Origin of the sequence: Rickettsia sp. Oklahoma-10, assembly GCF_039954865.1 — a bacterium.
GTDB lineage: Bacteria > Pseudomonadota > Alphaproteobacteria > Rickettsiales > Rickettsiaceae > Rickettsia > Rickettsia oklahomensis.
In genome coordinates this window covers 17501-35410 of record NZ_CP157197.1, presented here as the reverse complement: position 1 = coordinate 35410, position 17910 = coordinate 17501, and the positions used below count along the sequence as shown (strand labels likewise).

Here is a 17910-nt window from a genome sequence, read left to right as displayed (position 1 = left end):
AGCCACGGTTCTAATGCATTTTTCTTTCTAAACACATAAAATAATTTACTTCTATATTGTCACTTAACTTCCATTCATTTTTAGCTATATCATATACCAAACCTTTCAGCTCCTTAATTTCAACGCCGGTGTCCGTAAGCATTTCATAAATTTCCGAGGGTTTTAAAAATTTACTATAATTATGAGTGTTTTTTGGCACCCATCCTAAAATATATTCAGCAACTATTATTCCAAGTACATAAGCTTTTTTAATGCGGTTAATTGTAGAAATTATTGCTATACCGTTTGGCTTAATATGCTTCACCAAATTTAGTATAAATTGTTGTATGTTTTCTACATGCTCAATAACTTCAAGACAAATGACCACATCATATAGTTTGTCGCTCTTTAACTCTTCTATAGTAGATTGTAAATAATTTATCTTTACACCCTTTTCCTTAGCATAAGCAGTTGCCGTTTCAATGTTACTGTGCAGTGCATCAATGGCCGTAACGTTAAAATCTTGAAGTGCTAGAGGCGTTGCAATTAATCCTCCCCCGCAACCAACGTCTAATATTTCTAATTTAGAAATAGAGTTGTAATGTGAGGTTATTTTCTCTATTATATACTCAAGACGAATAGGGTTTATATGGTGTAAGATACCAAACTCTCCGTCCTTATTCCACCAATTATGGGAAATTTTCTCAAATTTTTCTAATTCTTTTTTATCAATTGATGACATAATCTTATAGATATAGGTATATTATATGATGCTTTCCAATGTCATACCATGGCTTGCCACGATATCCAGAAACAACTTTATAGTACTAACAATTTTAGCATTTTTCTTGGATTCCTGCTTTCGTGGGAATGACATGAATATTACCCCACTGTGTAACAAACATATATAACATACTTAGATGATTTTAATAATACTAGCCTTAATTTTAATTAGCTGTATATTTGCCCCCCTTGGCTGCATTGCATTATGGAAGAAATATATTTATTTCAGTGACGGGCTTGCTCATAGCAGTTTTTTAGCAGCTAGCATAAGTATTATGATACATTGTCCATTAATATATTCAGGCATAATAGTTGCGATTCTTTTTTCATTTCTTGTGTTCATTTTTAAAAATAATTCTGAAAAAAATTCGGTTATTAACTTAATTTCTAGCTTTATGTTAGCTATAGCGTTAGTTATTAATTATTTTACTTCTTTGCAGAATAATATAGTACATTTGTTGTTTGGGGATATTTTATCTGTATCTTTTAATGATTTGATTATACTTGCAATAGTGCTAATAACTATTATAGGCTTTATAATATATTTTTATAATCAAATTCTTCTTATAATTATCAATAGAGATATTGCAGTCATAAAAGGCTTAAAGGTCAATATTATTGAGCTAATATTTTTACTTCTGCTCTCATTATCGGTATTTTCTGCTATAAAGATTGTTGGGGTACTTATGGTGACTGCTATTTTACTTATTCCTGTTATGATTGCACGGTTTGTGGCGTATAGTCCATCTCAGATGATTATAATATCAATTCTTATCTCTTTATTTATTAATTTTTGTGCGGCACTTAGCTCTTTCTATTTTAACCTACCTTTAACTCCAATATTTATCATAATAGGTGTGTTTATTTATGGTTTGCTATATTTAAAGCAATTATTTGTGGATTAACACGTAGTGTACAAATGTTCAGAATTTTATTCTCCCACCTACGCGGGAATAATATTGGATGTATTTTTCAAGTTATGTAACAACTGTCGATCAAGTCGAGGGATGATGCTGGAGAAGCTAATTTATAAACAATGCCTACTTTCAAACTACCCAATAGTTAAAATAATATTACGTTACTTATATGTAGGATATTTCCTTATTGTCTGTTCAGTTTTTATACGTTCTTCAAAGGCTTGTATAATGCTTATATGGTTCCAATTTTTTATGTCTTCTTTAATTTTTCCTATTGGTGTATTTGTAAATTCAATAGTCATCAGTATCTTCTTGTGTTATAAAATCTAAATATAGCATTTTAAAATATGTTATAATGTCGTATGTTGCAGAGTTACCTTCTTAATTTTCCTAATCCAAAATTTGGTATTACCACCAAAAAGTATTTCTATGGTTTCATAAAATTTTACAGTAGTGATCTTATAGTGCTGTTAAGCTCTTAGTAAACTTATGAGATATTCGCTCGTTATCTATTATGTACTGACATATATTTTCCTTAAAATTTATTGTATATACCTATCCACATTTTTCATCATTTCAAGATAGTCAATCTTACCGTTTACAAGCAGAGGTATTTCTGAATCGGTAATAATTACTGCTGGTAAATGTAGTGAAGAAATTTGCGTTTTAGATACGACATCTGTAAAGTTTACTCTATTTATAATAGAGCCAGTAGTAAATAAAATAATCTTTTCTTTGTGTGTTTTATCTGGGACAGAAATAGCGGCATGCAGAGAGTTAGGATCAAGTTCACTTGCAAGTTCTTCAATTTTTGTAAGAGATATCATTTCCCCTGCTATTTTAGTAAAATGCTTAACACGTCCTAAAATTGTTATATAGCCCTCAGAATCTATTTTAGCTATATCGCTGGTGTCATACCATTCTCTGTAAGTATGGTTATTTTCTAAGTCTAAGTAACCAAGCATTATATTAGGTCCCCTGATGAATAAACGTCCCCCTTCATTTATTCCTTCTACTTTCTCAATTTTATAATCAATTTTGGGTAATAATCTTCCGACCGTGCCTGCTTTATTGTGCATAGGAGTATTGCAAGCTATAATAGGCGCGGCTTCTGTAATCCCATATCCTTCAAAAATACGTATGCCGTATTTATTAAGCCAAAATTGTCTTGTAGGTTCTTTTAATTTTTCGCTACCAGCAAATATATAGCGTAATGAGTAAAAATCATATGGGTGAGCGTAATTAGCATAACCGTTTAAAAAAGTATCAGTAGAAATTAATATAGTTGCTCCGACATCGTATATCACTTCAGGAATTATACTATAATTTAGCGGAGAAGGATATAAAAATAGCTTAATACCATTTAAAGTTGTAATAATTGCACCTCCAAGACCAAAACAATGAAATAAAGGTAATGAGTTAAATACTATATCTTCAGGGCTAAAAGGTATTTTAGCAGTTATTTGATATCTATTAGTTTGTAAATTTCTGTGAGATAGTAATACGGCTTTAGGTTCGCCTTCAGTACCTGAAGTAAAAATTATTACTGCTGGTTTTTCGTCATCACGATTACGACAAAAATAATTGTAATAAGTTTGTGCAAAATAACTTCCTATTTTGGCTTTTAGTTTTAGAGCGATACTAATCTGATTTTTAAAATCTTCTAAATATATTATTTTAATACCGAAATCTAATAAGTTAGTTATCAATTCATATAAATTTGCTTTCTCGATAAATTGTTTTGAAGTGTATACCACTTTAATTTGTGCAAGTTTACAGGAGTTAATAATAGTACTGATGCTGCTGCTCCAATTAATTATAGCAGGAACATAATCGCTAGATTGCATAGCATAAAAAGCAATTAACATATTCGTGGTATTAGGTAACATTAAGCCTAAATTTCTACCAAAGATGTTGTTTGTTTTGATTAAATCACCGAGTATAAAAGATTTTAATATTAAATCTCGATAAGTAACTGCATTATTTTCAAAATCATCAACTATTTTTTTCTTAAATCCATGAATTTTAGCAGCTTCTATAAGAGACGAAAATAAAGTATTTTTATAGTCTGAACTCTCAAACATCATGTCGGCCATTATATCATAAAGAGTCCTGGCTATATAACTGCGTCGTTCTTGATTACTTGCAGCATTCATATTAGCAAATTTTACCGGTGGTAAAACCGTTATAGTAATTTTAGGGAATATTTTTCTTTTTAATATGTTTTTTAATTTTGATAAGTGAGTAAATTGAGTTCCGTCTATTCTAACCGGTAAAATGGTAGCGCCGGCTTTATCAGCGATCATGCCCGGACCTTCATAAATTTTCATTAAAGAGCCGGTAACGCTTATTCTACCTTCCGGAAATATTGCTACTTTTTGATCTTTTTGTACTTCTTTTACTAAGGTCTTTATTGCCATTGGATTACTTGGATCAACCGGTAAAGTTTTGGCCATACGTAAAAATGGTTTAATCCACCATATTTTTTGTATATCCGGACTAATTGCAAAAGTCATTTCTTCTCGTAAGTAAGTAGCAATTAGCGGCGGATCAAGATATGAAATATGATTAGCCACTACTACTACTTTTTTACCTGCTTTTTGAAAATTTTCAAATCCTTTTACTTCAACCTTATAAATAATATCAAAACAGATTTGAAATATTCTCCGCAATAGTTTATACGGAATAATTTTAACTTCAGGTATTAATCGGTAAATATATATAGTAACGATTATATTAGCGAGGCTAATAAATAATATAATCCAGGGTATAGTAAAATTTAGGTAAAATAATAAAGATAAAATAATTATTGATCCTACCATGAAAATGGAATTGACAAGATTGTTAATGGCAATAATTCTGCTACGATGAGCAGGGTTTGCATAATGTTGTAATGTCGCAAACAGTGGGACAATATATAGACCGCCTATTGTTGCTAAGAAAAATAAATCGATAACTATACGCCAATTATGTCTTTTCGATAAAAATATTAAAGTACTTTTTAGTTGAGTAGGTTCGTAGTTAACTGAACTAATTCTACTTGCAAAGAATAAATCAGTACCGAAAATACTGATACCTAGTGCTGTAATAAATAGATATTTAACAGTAATTTCATCTTCAAATATTTTGCTACATAAAAACGCACCGACCCCAACACCAAGCGAGAAAACCGCTAACAATAAGTTAGCAACATTCTCATCGGCTTTAAAAGTTATCTTAGCAAGTAAAGGTATTTGAGAAATTATAGCAGCTCCAATAAACCAAAACCATGAAATGCCGAGTATAGCTAGATATATCTGTTTTTTTGCTTTAGCATATTTAATCATATTTATGCTTTCATCTATAATATTAAAATTTATTTTAATATTATGATTTGCGTTACCCGATTTTGGTGCAAAAAGGCTTGTAATAAAGCTGAGAAAGGCAATGGTAATTAAGGAATAAATTATAAAATTATTGCTAATTGTATAATAACTACCGATTATAGTACCAATAAAAATACTGATAAAAGTGCTGGCTTCAACAAAACCATTAGCTCCAAGTAATTCGTCTTTATTGAGGTGATCAGGTAATACGCTATATTTGATTGGACCGAAAAAAGTAGAGTGTATACCCATTAAGCAAGTAGAACAAAACAGAATTAGCAGATTATTATGGTGAAATCCATAAATTGTAAGGGCAATTATACCGATTTCACAAATCTTAATTATTTTAATAAGGTTAGCACGTTCATATTTATCAGCAATTTGTCCTGCTATGCTTGCGAATATTATAAAGGGTAGTACAAAAGTAGCATTAGCAATTAAAACAAGTAGATTAGTATATTTACTTAAAGCTCCTGAAATACTGTAAGTAATAAGAATTACAAGAGTATTTTTTAATATATTATCATTAAGACAACCAAATAATTGTATTATAAAATTCGGTAAAAATCGTCTATCTTTGAAAAGATATAATTTGTTTGTGTCCATAATATTAAAATACTAATGCCATTTATATTAATATGTCAAATCGGGTTTATTGCCGATATTATTCTTTTCTTTGTGGATTTTTTTCCTTCTTTGTAAATTCTTCTTTAAGGCAGTTGATAAGTTATTAAATTTAGCCGTTAATTTGGCTCTTTTTAGTTTTTCTTTTGTATCTTCGGTAGATGACATAAATAATTATCTTTTCAGGGTAACATTATTATATTATACTATCGATATTTTGGAAAATAAAACTATAAAATATTTATGAATCAAAGTAATATAATATCTCCTGAGTTATTGGATGAGAGAAAAAATATTGCAAGGCAAGGGGGGGGGGAAGCTAGAATCAATGCACAACATCACAAAGGTAAGTTAACTGCACGTGAGCGGATAGAAGTATTATTAGATCCAAATAGCTTTACCGAAACAGGTATGTTTGTAGCACATAGATGCGATAATTTCGGGATGCAGGATAAAAAGTTTTTAGGTGACGGTGTTGTAACGGGACATGGTACGATAAATGGTAGGTTAGTATTTATTTATAGCCAAGATTTTACTGTACTTGGTGGTTCACTCGGTGAATATCATGCTAAGAAAATCTGCGACATTATAGATCAAGCTATAGCAACCGCTGCTCCCGTGATTGGTATTAACGATTCAGGAGGAGCAAGAATTCAAGAAGGTGTAGATGCTCTTGCCGGATACGGTGAATTATTTCAGCGTAATGTTTTAGCTTCTGGTGTTATTCCACAAATTACCTTAATTATGGGACCTTGTGCCGGCGGTGCGGTATACTCTCCTGCCTTAACTGATTTTATATTTATGGTTAAGAATAGTTCTTATATGTTCGTAACCGGTCCTGATGTAGTAAAAACTGTTACAGGTGAAGAAGTGAGTCAAGAAAAGCTCGGCGGTGCTAAGATGCATACCACTAAAAGTGGTGTTGCCGATCTTGCATTTAACAATGATATAGAAGCATTGCTTGAAATTCGTAGGTTCTTTAATTTCCTGCCGTCATCCAATCGTAGTCCTCTTCCTGTTCGTTCAACTGTTGATCCTGCTGATAGAGTTGATATGTCTCTTAGCACATTAATACCTAATACTCCTAATAAGCCTTATGATATGAAAGAGCTTGTTGAGCGTATCGTTGATGAGGGAGAATTTTTTGAACTACAACCTGATTTTGCTAAGAATATCATTATTGGTTTTGGTTATATGGAGGGTTATCCGGTAGGTTTTGTTGCTAATCAACCATTACATTTGGCTGGATGTTTAGATATAAATGCTTCAAGAAAAGCAGCAAGATTTATTAGATTTTGTGATGCTTTTAATATTCCGATAGTGAGTCTTGTGGATGTGCCAGGATTTTTGCCCGGTACATCTCAGGAGCATGACGGCATTATTAAACACGGTGCTAAACTTTTATATGCTTATGCAGAAGCTACAGTGCCGAAGATTACCGTAATTACCCGTAAAGCCTATGGAGGTGCCTATATAGTTATGAACTCTAAGCATCTTAGAGGCGATATAAACTATGCTTGGTTTAATTCTGAAATTGCTGTTATGGGTGCAGAGGGAGCAGCCGAGATAATATTTAAGGAAGAATGTAAAGTACCTGAAGCTAAAAAACAAAAAATCGATGAATATAGAAAAGTAGTAACTTCACCTTTTGTTGCAGCATCTAGGGGATATTTAGATGATATTATAAGACCACAAAATACTAGGTGGCGAATATGTAAGGCATTAAATTTCTTACGTACTAAAAAAGTAGAATTACCTTGGAAAAAGCATGATAATTTGCCATTATAAATGTCATTCCTGTGTAGGTGGAAATCGAAAAACAAGTAATAAAAAATCTTAAAAATTAGTATTTTTAATTGGATTGTTTAGTCTATTACTATGTCATTTCCTCGCAATGACAAAAAAAATCGATCTATTCGGGAATGACATCGAGCACCACGCAACAAAGCTTGCTTGATATGTAGTATGACAGTAATTAAAAGATTTGAATATAAATATTGGATAGTTAATATGAAAACAACTCCTACTCCTAAAGATCAAAATATTAATAATTCTAGTGACTGCATATGCATGCAGTCACTAGAATTATTAGAAATATTAAAGAAATTAAGGATACATCTACAGTCTCTATGAATTCAGTCACTCCTGCTACTCCGCATACGCCCAACTTTAGAGCACAAAGGTTATTATGTGGAAAGTAAAAATTATTTATATCATACGAAGTATAAACTTATTAGATCTATTAAACTTAGCACCAACAGAAGTGCCACCGGTTTATACCTGTGAAAGTTCAAGATGTATGTATATTCGACGATGTTAGAAGAAATATATGCTATACCTGAAAGAAAATAGTAATTATAAATTAATAATACATATGGAATGTATTACATTAATAACTATGTTGTTTAATTATTTAGATTATTACTAAGTTAAGAATAAAGCTTATTTTATAATAAAAAACTATGAATAAACCATTATTTGATAAAATTTTAATTGCTAATCGTAGCGAGATTGCAGTTAGGATAATACGTACCTTAAAAAAGATGGGTATAAAGTCGGTTGCAGTATATTCTGAAGCAGATACAAACTCAATGTATGTGCAGCATGCGGATGAGGCTTATTATATAGGTGATTCTCCTGCAACAGAAAGTTATTTATCTATTAAAAATATTATTTCGGCGATTCGTGAAAGTGGGGCAAGTGCAGTACATCCAGGTTACGGTTTTCTATCGGAAAATTCAAATTTTGCCAATATTCTCAAAAGAGAAGGAGTAGTTTTAATAGGTCCTAGTGCTACAACCATTAAAAAAATGGGCGATAAAATCGAAGCAAAGAAAATTGCAATAGAGGCGGGTGTTAGTACCGTTCCTGGTTATATGGGGACTATAAAAGATGTTAAACAGGCAGTAGATATTGCCAAAGAAATAGGTTTTCCGGTAATAGTAAAAGCGGCTGCCGGTGGAGGCGGGCGTGGTATGAGAGTGGTGAATAACCCTGCTGAAATGGCAAATGCTTTTGAGTCGGCAAAACTTGAAGCAGCCAATAGTTTTAGTGATGATAGATTATTTATTGAGAAGTTAATTCAAACTCCACGTCATATCGAAATTCAGTTACTGGCCGATCAATACGGTAATAGTGTATGTCTTGGAGAGCGTGAATGTTCAATACAGCGTCACCATCAAAAAGTAATTGAAGAAGCACCAAGCTCTTTTATTACCGAAGATGTAAGACAAGAAATGTATAGACAGGTAATATCTTTATCTCAAAAAGTTGGATATTATTCGGCAGGTACTGTTGAGTTCATAGTAGATAGCAATAAAAATTTCTATTTTTTAGAAATGAATACTAGGTTGCAAGTGGAGCATCCTGTTACTGAGCTAATTACCAGTATAGATATTGTTGAAGAAATGATACAAATTGCTGCTGGTAGAAAATTATCTTTTACGCAAGATGACGTAAAATTAAAAGGTTGGGCATTTGAATCCCGAATTTGTGCTGAAAATCCAAGCCGAGGTTTTTTACCTTCTAGCGGTAGGATTATAGCTTATTCCGAACCTGCAAAGAGTCCTAATATCCGTATAGATACAGGGATCGGGCTTGGTAGTGAAGTAAGTATGTTTTATGATTCGATGATTGCAAAATTATGTACTTACGGTGAAACAAGAGATCAAGCAATTGAGGTAATGCGTTCGGCTTTGAGTTCTTATATAATTAACGGTATTGCTCATAATATCAGTTTTTTAGAAGCAGTAATGCTACATCCGCGTTTTGTTAGCGGCGATATTTCTACTGCCTTTATTCAAGAAGAATATCCTGACGGTTTTTCAGGAGCTAGTCTAACCTCAGAAGTAACAACAGTATTTCTAGCAACAGCTATTTTCATTTATATATCTGAACAAAGACGTGCTTCTTTAATTTCCGGCAATATTAATAATCAAGCTAATAAAATAGGTACTAGATGGGTGGTAACTATTGATGATAAACTATTCCCTGTATTAATTACACCTGTTGAAAATGGCTATAATATACGTCACGAAAGTGACCGAATATATATTCGTAGTAACTGGAATTTAGGTAATGAACTTTTTACAGCTATAATTAACGGTAAAAAGACAAATGTGAGGATTGAGAATATCAGGACCGGTTATGTATTATCACATGCCGGTATTAGTGTAAAAGCATTTGTTCGCTCTCCTCGTATATCAGAACTTGAAGCGTTGATGGTCTCAAAAGTAGTAGTAGAAGAAAGTACTGAATTACAAGCTCCTCTAAGTGGTCAGATTGCATCAATAAAAGTTATGGAAGGGCAGCAAGTAATAGCAGGACAAGAAATTATGGTTTTAACTGCTATGAAAATGGAAAACCTGATTCTTGCTGAAAGTGACGGTAAAATAGCTAAAATTTATGTTAATGAAAAGGATAATGTTGTAAGAGGACAGATATTATTGGAATTTGCTTGATATACTCGTTTAATTTGCAAAATTATTACAGCATATTTTAGAAAGACTTGATACAATCAGATTTTGGAGAATTCGCCTTTGCTCATTTATTGTACTACGCTCTGCACTGCAGGGTCACCTTTAAATTTATCTTGTTGAAAGTAACACTCTACTATATAAATATAGAGCATAAGAATAATACTTTTATCTATTGTGCTATAAGCTTCTAGAGCTTTTTTGTATTTATGTTCTTAAAATGATTATTTCCTTCTGTAGTTATATGGATTTAGATTTATTTATAAAAAAGCGTATAGTACCATGAAATGTGATAATCATGGTACTATATTTGGAAATCTTAGTTAGCTGAATTAATAGTAACAATACATCGCGATGTCAATTTTCTTTTCCCCATCCTCTAACATTATAGTTCCCTGTGTTCAAGTAAATATTTTACTACTGTGGCACGTCCATGTTCTGATGTTAAGGATGATGGATCTTCATTATCGTTAATTTTTGCCTCTGCATTTAATAATGTTTTGACCTCTTGTAGTCATCTAAATTAGCATTTTTAGTAAAAGATATTTTAAACATTTTTACTGTTTTTTCATTAATTGCGGTACTTAATGGTGTGTAAGATGGTATTTAGCCTTATATCAAAACCATATGTTTAAACAAAATTTTTAATTACTTCAAGTTTTTTCGTTTATTGCTTTAAAGAAGGTTTGCTTATAAAGATTGTTGATATTTTGTATTTTGTTCTATTCCTTCTAATGTTCTATTGATTCTTAAATTAAATTATTAAAAGTTAAGCTATAACATAGGGTTATTTGAACTAAATAATATATAAAATGCATTACCTTCTTCAGGATAGATTGCATTAATGTATTTATCTAGATATTCGTTAGTTATTATATTTGGGCTTCTGATTTTGGTTTAGTAGTGTTTGGCTAATTAATTTTAATCTAAAAACCTTTTCCCCTCAGAGTTATGTAGGAGTTTTGCAACATAATTTACCTAAATTAATTTAACGTACTATTAATATAACCTAATTAAATTATTAAGATCTTAATTGATAATAAGATATATTTACTATCTTTTGATCTTAAGTTGTATTTTATGGTTTCCTAATTCTATTTCATTGACATAATCTGGGGTAAAGTCTTTAGCAAACTCGCTTAAAGTTTGTTCTTTAATATAATCTCCATAAATATTGATTATTTTAGATAAGTTAGGCTCGCTTATTATCTCAATTAAAATCCTTTCAGTTATAGAGAAATCAGCATCTTTACGAGCTTGTTGTATGAAGCGTACAATATCTCGAGCTATTCCTTCTTCTATTAATTCAGGCGTTAGCTCTAAATCAAGTATTAACAAACTACTATTATTCGCAAAACTTGCTGCTCCTTTAATATGTGGGTAAGGCTCTAAAACTAGCTTATATTCTTCACTATTTAAGGTTTCACCGCATATAGCTAAATTACTTGCAGTAGCTTCCCACTCGCCTTTTTTAGAAGCAGCTATAATCTCTTTCATTTTATAAGGTAAACGTTTGCCGAGCATAGGAAAATTAATCGATAATTTTTTAGTTGCATGATTCTCTAGATCATCACGATAAATTATCGCCTTAACATTAATTTCATCTTTAATTAAATCTTCAAAATTTTTAAGTTTATCATTATGTTTACTGATTATAGTTATACTAGCAAGTGGTTGTCTTACTCGTACATTTGCATTACTTCTAATAAATAGACTATTACTGCAAATATCAAGCACAGTATCCATAGTAGCCACTAGCTCATGATTTACCTCAAAGTTTGAGAGATCGGGATAGTTACATAGGTGGACGGATAAGTTGTCATGCCCGCATCCTTTTATGTTATCCTGTGACTTGATTACGGGATCTAGTATCCTACTAGGTTTATCTTCTGAGATCTGGGAGTCAAGCCACGGGATGACAATATTGCGTAACCCCAAATATATTGCTTCGGAAAGTATAGGCACTAGTGCTGACATCGCAATGGCCATGGTCTCTAAACATGAATATAGAGTATTATAAGCATTTTGTTTGTCTGCATCTTTTTCACTTTTCCAAAATCTTACTCGGCTGCGTCTTATATACCAATTGTTTAAAACTTCAAAAAACTCTGATACTTTATGATAAGCCATTTGTGTATCAAAATTATCTAAACTTTCTTCAATTTTTTGTACAGCTATTTTAAGCTTAGATAATATATAAATATCAAGCACATTTTCAGAAGTAAAATCAAACTTGCCTTTAAGTGAATCGGCATTAGCATACATCGTAAAGAAATGGTAGGCATTCCAAATAGGTTTGATGAATAAACGCAGAGTATCGAATACCATCTTACCCTCTTTATCAATTAACAGCTCCTGACCCTTAACAACGTTTGAAGATAGCATAGTAACTCTTAAAGCATCAGAGCCATATTTATCAAATAACTCTAGCGGATCAGCGTAGTTATTAAGACGCTTTGAAAGTTTTTGACCAGTAGAGTCTAAAATCACACCATGGCATATACAATTTAAAAACGGTGGACTATCAAATAAAGCGGTAGATAGTACCATTAAAGTATAGAACCAGCCACGTGTTTGTGCTGAATACTCAACTATAAAATCAGCGGGAAAATGATCCTCAAACCACTTTTTATTTTCAAAAGGGTAGTGAGCTTGCGAATAAGGCATTGAGCCGCTTTCAAACCAGCAATCAAACACGTCTTCTATTCTACGCATTGTTGATTTACCGGTTGGATCATCAGGATTTGCCCGAGTAAGTGCATCGATAAACGGACGATGTAAATCAGTAACTTTAACGCCAAAATCTTTCTCTAATTCCTCTATAGAGCCGTAAACATCTATGCGTGGATATTTTGGATTATCGGACTTCCATACAGGCAAGGGGGTGCCCCAAAATCTATTACGACTTATCGACCAATCACGAGCATTTTCAAGCCACTTACCAAATAAATGATCTTTAACGTGGAAAGGTATCCAGTTAATTTGCTGATTTAACTCTACCATTTTATCTTTAAAGTTTGTCACTTTTACGTACCATGATGGAACAGCCTTATATATAAGAGGTGTATCGGTACGCCAGCAATGAGGATAATTATGAATATACTGCTCGGTTTTTAGCCAATTTCCTTGCTCTTTAAGTTTGATTATTATTTTGTCATTTGCATCAAATACTTGCAAGCCTTCTAAATCAGGAATTTCTTTAGTGAACCTACCTCTATTATCAATAGGACAAACTAGTTTGATACCTTTTGATTCACAAAGTATTTGGTCATCTTCACCAAATCCTGGAGCCATATGAACAACACCTGTGCCTTCACCTTCAACGACAAAATCGCTAGCAAATATCTTAAAGCTATTTGGATGATTCTCGAAATAGTTGAATAAAGGCTTGTAGCTTAATCCTTGCAGCTCTGAGCCTTTAATAATAGTAAATTGCTCATCACCTTTTAATTCTAATTCTTTAGCATATTTAGAAACTGATGAAGCAGCTATAATATAACAAATATCATTGTTAGGGGCTAATAATGCATAATCTATATCACTACCAACTGCAAGGGCTAGATTTGAAGGAAGAGTCCAAGGTGTTGTGGTCCAAGCAAATATACGATATTCTTTATATTTACCATGTGGTAGTTTGTCTCTTAACACGAAACTCACTGTTACTGCTTTATCAACTCTCTCACGATAAGAATTATCAAGCCTTGTTTCAAAATTAGAAAGTGGTGTTTCGCATGCCCAAGAATAAGGCATTACCCGCATAGATTCGTACAATAACCCCTTATTATATAGCTCCTTAAAAGCCCAAAGGACAGATTCCATAAAATTCTTATCCATCGTTTTATAAGAATTTTTAAAATCTACCCATCTTGCTTGACGAGTGACATATTGCTCCCACTCACCGGCGTATTTCATTACCGAAGCTCTACAATGACTATTAAACTTCTCTATACCAAAGTTAGTTATTGCAAGACGTCCTGAAATGCCAAGCTCTTTTTCTGATTGCATTTCTGCAGGAAGACCATGACAGTCCCAGCCAAAACGACGCTCGACTTTCTTACCTTTTATGGTTTGGTATCTAGCATATACGTCTTTAATAAAGCCGGTAAGCAAGTGACCGTAATGCGGTAAACCGTTTGCAAAAGGCGGACCGTCATAAAAGATAAAAGCGACCTCTTTAGTTCTATTATCAATAGATTTTTGGAATATATTATTGTCTTGCCACAATTTTAGTATTGCTCGTTCTATAGCTGCAAAATCAGCATTTGAACTAACTTCAGTATAATATTTAGTATTTGTCATTATTTTAGAAATTATTATAATAGCTTGGTTTATAATAATAGATAATGATAAAGAGATAAATACATAAATTTGTACTAAACTATTTAATTTTAGGAGACAAATGAAAACCACAAAACTTTCTAAAATTAATATTCTTAATAAGAAGAAAATTAATAACGATAACCAAGCTGTGTTCTCTCCTATTCCTGATATAGGAGAAATATTTTCAAAATATAAGAAAAATAATTAACTTTCTTTTGAAGAAATAAGATACAAGGATTGGAGAGAAAATCTTGAAGATAATTATTGAACAAAAGCATCAACAAATATTGAATAACCAACACAGTGGTTATCATTAAAAGAATCAGAAAAGTTTCTTAAATAAAGTGTTGAAGACCTTTAAAATATTTCTTGATAAAAATTAGCGAATCAAAACAATACTACAACTTTTAAATTACAAGCTAGCTCAAGCTTTGTCTGCTGTATATACCAGATAATTTTTTGATAGTGTAAGTGCAAGGTAGGATTATCACCAAGTGATAATCCATAGTTGTTTAGTTTACTTCTTAGCTTAAAAAAGCATGCTCCTAATCAAACGGGAATAAGATTTTGTATAGCTTATGTATTTGCTCCTTTCAATTTATCTATTAAGAATTTACCATTGCTGTAATATTTATAGTACTCAATCTATAGTGTATGGTAGCAGGTAGCACGTTAATTTTTTCTTGTCCTTTTTCTCCAGCAAGTACAATTATCAAAGAAGTAGAATCAAGAACCGCAGATTTATCATGATAAGAAGACATTATTTTACCACAAATTAAAACTTAGCATTTGCTTCTTAATATTTTTGTTTTAAAAGTTTATCAACAAATAATCCTTGACCTTATTTTTATGCTTTGTAAAGAGTTACTAAATAATAATTAACTTTGATTTATAATGAAAGAATAGCTAGCTTAAAGTTGCATAGCATTTCTAATTTGATACGGTAATAATCGACAGTTTTTTATTAATGCTACTAGGTAAAGCTTTCATTACTATACAACTTAATAAATTCTAAAATACAAATCACCATACACTGATTTCAAACCTACCAGGTAATTATTTTACACAAAAATATATTTAAGTAAAGATCCTAACTATGGGAATATTTGAAGGGGCGAGTAGTTTTTTCATTTGTGAGCAAGTTTTTACTATATTTTCTACAGAATTCGCAATAAATTTATCAGTATCAATATAATTTTCTGATTCGTCTTGAATATAAAAAAGAATAGACGAGACATAAATCGAGAGTAATAAGCTTCTTTTAGTATAGTAATTAAAATCATAAGATTTATCGCCGGCATAACGCCAAATAGCATCACAGCTACGGAATGCAACCTGAGTACCTTGTATTGGGTTTAATGCAAAATAAGCAGCGTTTTTACTATGAATAATAGGTAGTACCGATTTAACTCTGATCTTTATAGCTAAAGATATTTTCTCTCTTATTTTTGTTGGTTCTTCTATTATGCTTAAGTTTTCTAATAAAATTTTATCTAAATAGTTCTCAAAGAATTCTACTATTTCAGATAATCCTTCCGGAAAAAGTATTAAGCTATAGGCTTTGGCAAAGCTACACTTTTCTTCTGCTTCTTCAAGGAGCTTATTATTCCATTCATTAAAAGGTAATAATTCTAATAAAGATTGTATGAAGCTTAATTTTTTGATATAATGTTCTTCCTGGGTGGTCATATTTTTTAACCTTGACATGTAACTTATTATAGTTCAATATAATTCAAACCACAATATCTTTATAAGGAGAGTAATTTAGTGATACTAGTGAATGTTCACGCCGGTAATTGTGATAACACGCTTAAGAATTTTAAGAAAAAGCTACAAAGGGAGCTTTATTTTCGTAAGATGAAAGAACAGCGCTATTATGAAACGCCTTCAGCAAAGCGTGTCCGTAAAGCACAAGAAGCAGCGAGAAGACAAAGAAAATTTGCTCGTAAAAAAATGTTTGATGAATAGAATTTAAACTTATTTTTATACTAAATCTAAAGCTAGAAGTATTAATGTTTCTAGCTTTTTTGTTATATAGATTATTCTAGTACAAAAGTTATCCTAATATCATATCTGCGGAGGCTGAAATCTAGCAAAACATATAAAAACTTGTTTTGTCAAATATGTTATATTAAGTTTTTTCTAGGTTTCCGCTTTTGCTGGAATGAAATAGAACAGTTTTATAAATACGTGAGACAGTGTCTACTCTTGTTCGTGTGTAGTAGTATGTTCAACAACTAAACTAATATAGAATTTTTGCTCTAAAACCATAGAGCATTGGTTTTAAGGAATGCCAAAGGCTTACATAGTCTGGCTATTCTCTTTCTGATCCAATACTTCCTTATTTAGTGTAGTATTGTTAAGTATAGAGAACATTTATTACTATCTCATGTGTTTTACAAGATAATTTTACTTTAAATAAACTTGTACTGCTTAATAAGTTTATCATATCTTTATGCCCCTTAATAATGTTATATCTAAAGGAGTTTGATTATTTTTATTTGTAAGATTTATAGGAGATTTTATTTCTATAAGAAATTTAAATTATATCGGGATTGTGTTATATTTAAAGGAATATGTTCACCATAGTCTTTATATTGTTATATTAACTGAATACCGTATTCAATAAGTATTTTTACCCTCTCTTTATTATTAACTGTTTATACATAAGGAGTGTCACAATTGCTGCGTCTAATATCTAAAATAATTTTATGTTCTTTTAAAAGACTTGTTAGTGTTTCTATATTTTCTTCTTCAACTGTAGTGAAAAAATAGTTGGTTCTATCTCTGTTACTTGAATGTCATATTTTTCACTATTCTTTTCAAGAAATTCTTTCATTTGCGTATTTATATTATCAAACTTTAGGATGTGCATGTTAAATGTAAGCGGTTTCACATAAATCTATTATTAGTAATATTAGGATCCGCCCCTTTATCTAGTTAATAATTGAGTCATTTGGAAATTGTTGTTCATAGTGGAATAATGAAAGGCTATATTTCCTGTACACTCTTGAAAAATTAATAGCCCCGTTCTCTAAAAGCGCTATAACTTGCTATATATTACCATCTTTACGGCTTCTATAAATTCCTCATTTATTGAATTTAGTTTTTTATTAATCAGAAAACAATCCTTAATTTGTTAATATTTAATACATATTTAGATTTGATTAGTCAACCCGATAAATTAAGAATTTTACCGGCATTATAAGATAAAGATTGATATTATTGCGAGCAACTGTAAGGAGAATGATATTCAAAATTAAAAATAGCATTTTTATTGAATTGCTTCGTAATTTTACAATGACTTAGACTTTTTAAGTCTTCAATAATTGTTGAGTAATGCCATTTTACTATAAAACTTGAAATGTTTCCAATTAACTTATCTTTATGTTATAAAGAACTGTTATAGTTATATAAACAGTATCTATGCTTAGTTATCTTAAACAA

At 31.3% G+C, this 17910-nt stretch carries 14 protein-coding genes (1 of these 14 running past the window's edge); 7 read left to right on the top strand and 7 right to left on the bottom strand.

Going from position 1 to position 17910, the window contains the following annotated elements; all coding sequences use genetic code 11:
- Nucleotides 1-10: 10 nt before the first annotated feature.
- Nucleotides 11-721 carry a bifunctional 2-polyprenyl-6-hydroxyphenol methylase/3-demethylubiquinol 3-O-methyltransferase UbiG gene (gene ubiG / locus AAGW17_RS00145; RefSeq protein WP_347938947.1) on the bottom strand — a complete coding sequence of 237 codons (711 nt, stop codon included), beginning with the start codon at nucleotides 719-721 and terminating at the stop codon, nucleotides 11-13.
- Between the two features lie 178 nt (nucleotides 722-899).
- Here ubiG and AAGW17_RS00140 point away from each other — a divergent pair, with 178 nt between their 5' ends.
- Entirely contained in the window at nucleotides 900-1667 is a 768-nt protein-coding gene (locus tag AAGW17_RS00140) for a metal ABC transporter permease (protein WP_347938946.1), read from the top strand.
- A 554-nt stretch (nucleotides 1668-2221) separates the two neighbouring features.
- On the opposite strand, the gene AAGW17_RS00135 is transcribed toward AAGW17_RS00140, so the two are convergent.
- Both AAGW17_RS00135 and AAGW17_RS00130 read right to left on the bottom strand, forming a co-directional pair.
- A complete protein-coding gene (locus tag AAGW17_RS00135; RefSeq protein WP_347938945.1) occupies nucleotides 2222-5650 on the bottom strand; it encodes an acyl-[ACP]--phospholipid O-acyltransferase in 3429 nt (1142 codons plus the stop codon).
- 27 nt (nucleotides 5651-5677) lie between these two features.
- Nucleotides 5678-5836, bottom strand: coding sequence for a hypothetical protein (locus tag AAGW17_RS00130; protein ID WP_347938944.1), 159 nt, complete (start codon nucleotides 5834-5836; stop codon nucleotides 5678-5680).
- A 75-nt stretch (nucleotides 5837-5911) separates the two neighbouring features.
- Here AAGW17_RS00130 and AAGW17_RS00125 point away from each other — a divergent pair, with 75 nt between their 5' ends.
- From AAGW17_RS00125 to AAGW17_RS00115, 3 genes are all read left to right on the top strand, one after another.
- Nucleotides 5912-7456: an acyl-CoA carboxylase subunit beta gene (locus tag AAGW17_RS00125; protein WP_347938943.1), complete on the top strand. Its 1545-nt coding sequence runs from the start codon at nucleotides 5912-5914 to the stop codon at nucleotides 7454-7456.
- Between the two features lie 177 nt (nucleotides 7457-7633).
- Nucleotides 7634-7801: a hypothetical protein gene (locus AAGW17_RS00120; RefSeq protein WP_347938942.1), complete on the top strand. Its 168-nt coding sequence runs from the start codon at nucleotides 7634-7636 to the stop codon at nucleotides 7799-7801.
- A gap of 329 nt (nucleotides 7802-8130) precedes the next feature.
- A complete protein-coding gene (locus AAGW17_RS00115) occupies nucleotides 8131-10128 on the top strand; it encodes an acetyl/propionyl/methylcrotonyl-CoA carboxylase subunit alpha (RefSeq protein WP_347938941.1) in 1998 nt (665 codons plus the stop codon).
- 1068 nt (nucleotides 10129-11196) lie between these two features.
- Here AAGW17_RS00115 and ileS read toward each other — a convergent pair.
- A complete protein-coding gene (gene ileS / locus AAGW17_RS00110; RefSeq protein WP_347938940.1) occupies nucleotides 11197-14442 on the bottom strand; it encodes an isoleucine--tRNA ligase in 3246 nt (1081 codons plus the stop codon).
- A 100-nt stretch (nucleotides 14443-14542) separates the two neighbouring features.
- Here ileS and AAGW17_RS00105 point away from each other — a divergent pair, with 100 nt between their 5' ends.
- On the top strand, nucleotides 14543-14671 hold the full coding sequence (locus AAGW17_RS00105) for a hypothetical protein (protein ID WP_347938939.1): 129 nt from the start codon (nucleotides 14543-14545) through the stop codon (nucleotides 14669-14671).
- A gap of 397 nt (nucleotides 14672-15068) precedes the next feature.
- On the opposite strand, the gene AAGW17_RS00100 is transcribed toward AAGW17_RS00105, so the two are convergent.
- The gene (locus AAGW17_RS00100; RefSeq protein WP_347938938.1) at nucleotides 15069-15224 is read right to left on the bottom strand and encodes a hypothetical protein; all 156 of its coding nucleotides are present in this window, start codon (nucleotides 15222-15224) and stop codon (nucleotides 15069-15071) included.
- Between the two features lie 316 nt (nucleotides 15225-15540).
- Nucleotides 15541-16152 (bottom strand): COQ9 family protein, encoded by a 612-nt coding sequence (locus tag AAGW17_RS00095; RefSeq protein ID WP_347938937.1) that lies wholly within the window; start codon nucleotides 16150-16152, stop codon nucleotides 15541-15543.
- Between the two features lie 78 nt (nucleotides 16153-16230).
- Between AAGW17_RS00095 and rpsU the strand changes: the two genes are divergently transcribed.
- Nucleotides 16231-16431, top strand: coding sequence for a 30S ribosomal protein S21 (gene rpsU, locus AAGW17_RS00090; RefSeq protein ID WP_012148483.1), 201 nt, complete (start codon nucleotides 16231-16233; stop codon nucleotides 16429-16431).
- 772 nt (nucleotides 16432-17203) lie between these two features.
- Here rpsU and AAGW17_RS00085 read toward each other — a convergent pair.
- The gene (locus tag AAGW17_RS00085; RefSeq protein WP_347938936.1) at nucleotides 17204-17338 is read right to left on the bottom strand and encodes a hypothetical protein; all 135 of its coding nucleotides are present in this window, start codon (nucleotides 17336-17338) and stop codon (nucleotides 17204-17206) included.
- Nucleotides 17339-17889: 551 nt separating this feature from the next.
- On the opposite strand from AAGW17_RS00085, the gene AAGW17_RS00080 reads away from it, so the two are divergent.
- Nucleotides 17890-17910, top strand: partial view of a sensor histidine kinase NtrY-like gene (locus tag AAGW17_RS00080; protein ID WP_347938935.1) — the 5' end (the start) only. Its footprint extends 1770 nt past the window's final position; only the first 21 of its 1791 coding nucleotides appear in the window; it begins with the start codon at nucleotides 17890-17892; its stop codon lies off the right edge, out of view.

What these genes read in the sequence shown, in the direction of transcription:
- ubiG (WP_347938947.1), bottom strand. Translation starts at nt 721, where the DNA reads ATGTCATCAATTGATAAAAAAGAATTAGAAAAATTTGAGAAAATTTCC.
- AAGW17_RS00140 (WP_347938946.1), top strand. Translation starts at nt 900, where the DNA reads ATGATTTTAATAATACTAGCCTTAATTTTAATTAGCTGTATATTTGCC.
- AAGW17_RS00135 (WP_347938945.1), bottom strand. Translation starts at nt 5,650, where the DNA reads ATGGACACAAACAAATTATATCTTTTCAAAGATAGACGATTTTTACCG.
- AAGW17_RS00130 (WP_347938944.1), bottom strand. Translation starts at nt 5,836, where the DNA reads ATGTCATCTACCGAAGATACAAAAGAAAAACTAAAAAGAGCCAAATTA.
- AAGW17_RS00125 (WP_347938943.1), top strand. Translation starts at nt 5,912, where the DNA reads ATGAATCAAAGTAATATAATATCTCCTGAGTTATTGGATGAGAGAAAA.
- AAGW17_RS00120 (WP_347938942.1), top strand. Translation starts at nt 7,634, where the DNA reads ATGACAGTAATTAAAAGATTTGAATATAAATATTGGATAGTTAATATG.
- AAGW17_RS00115 (WP_347938941.1), top strand. Translation starts at nt 8,131, where the DNA reads ATGAATAAACCATTATTTGATAAAATTTTAATTGCTAATCGTAGCGAG.
- ileS (WP_347938940.1), bottom strand. Translation starts at nt 14,442, where the DNA reads ATGACAAATACTAAATATTATACTGAAGTTAGTTCAAATGCTGATTTT.
- AAGW17_RS00105 (WP_347938939.1), top strand. Translation starts at nt 14,543, where the DNA reads ATGAAAACCACAAAACTTTCTAAAATTAATATTCTTAATAAGAAGAAA.
- AAGW17_RS00100 (WP_347938938.1), bottom strand. Translation starts at nt 15,224, where the DNA reads ATGTCTTCTTATCATGATAAATCTGCGGTTCTTGATTCTACTTCTTTG.
- AAGW17_RS00095 (WP_347938937.1), bottom strand. Translation starts at nt 16,152, where the DNA reads ATGACCACCCAGGAAGAACATTATATCAAAAAATTAAGCTTCATACAA.
- AAGW17_RS00085 (WP_347938936.1), bottom strand. Translation starts at nt 17,338, where the DNA reads ATGCACATCCTAAAGTTTGATAATATAAATACGCAAATGAAAGAATTT.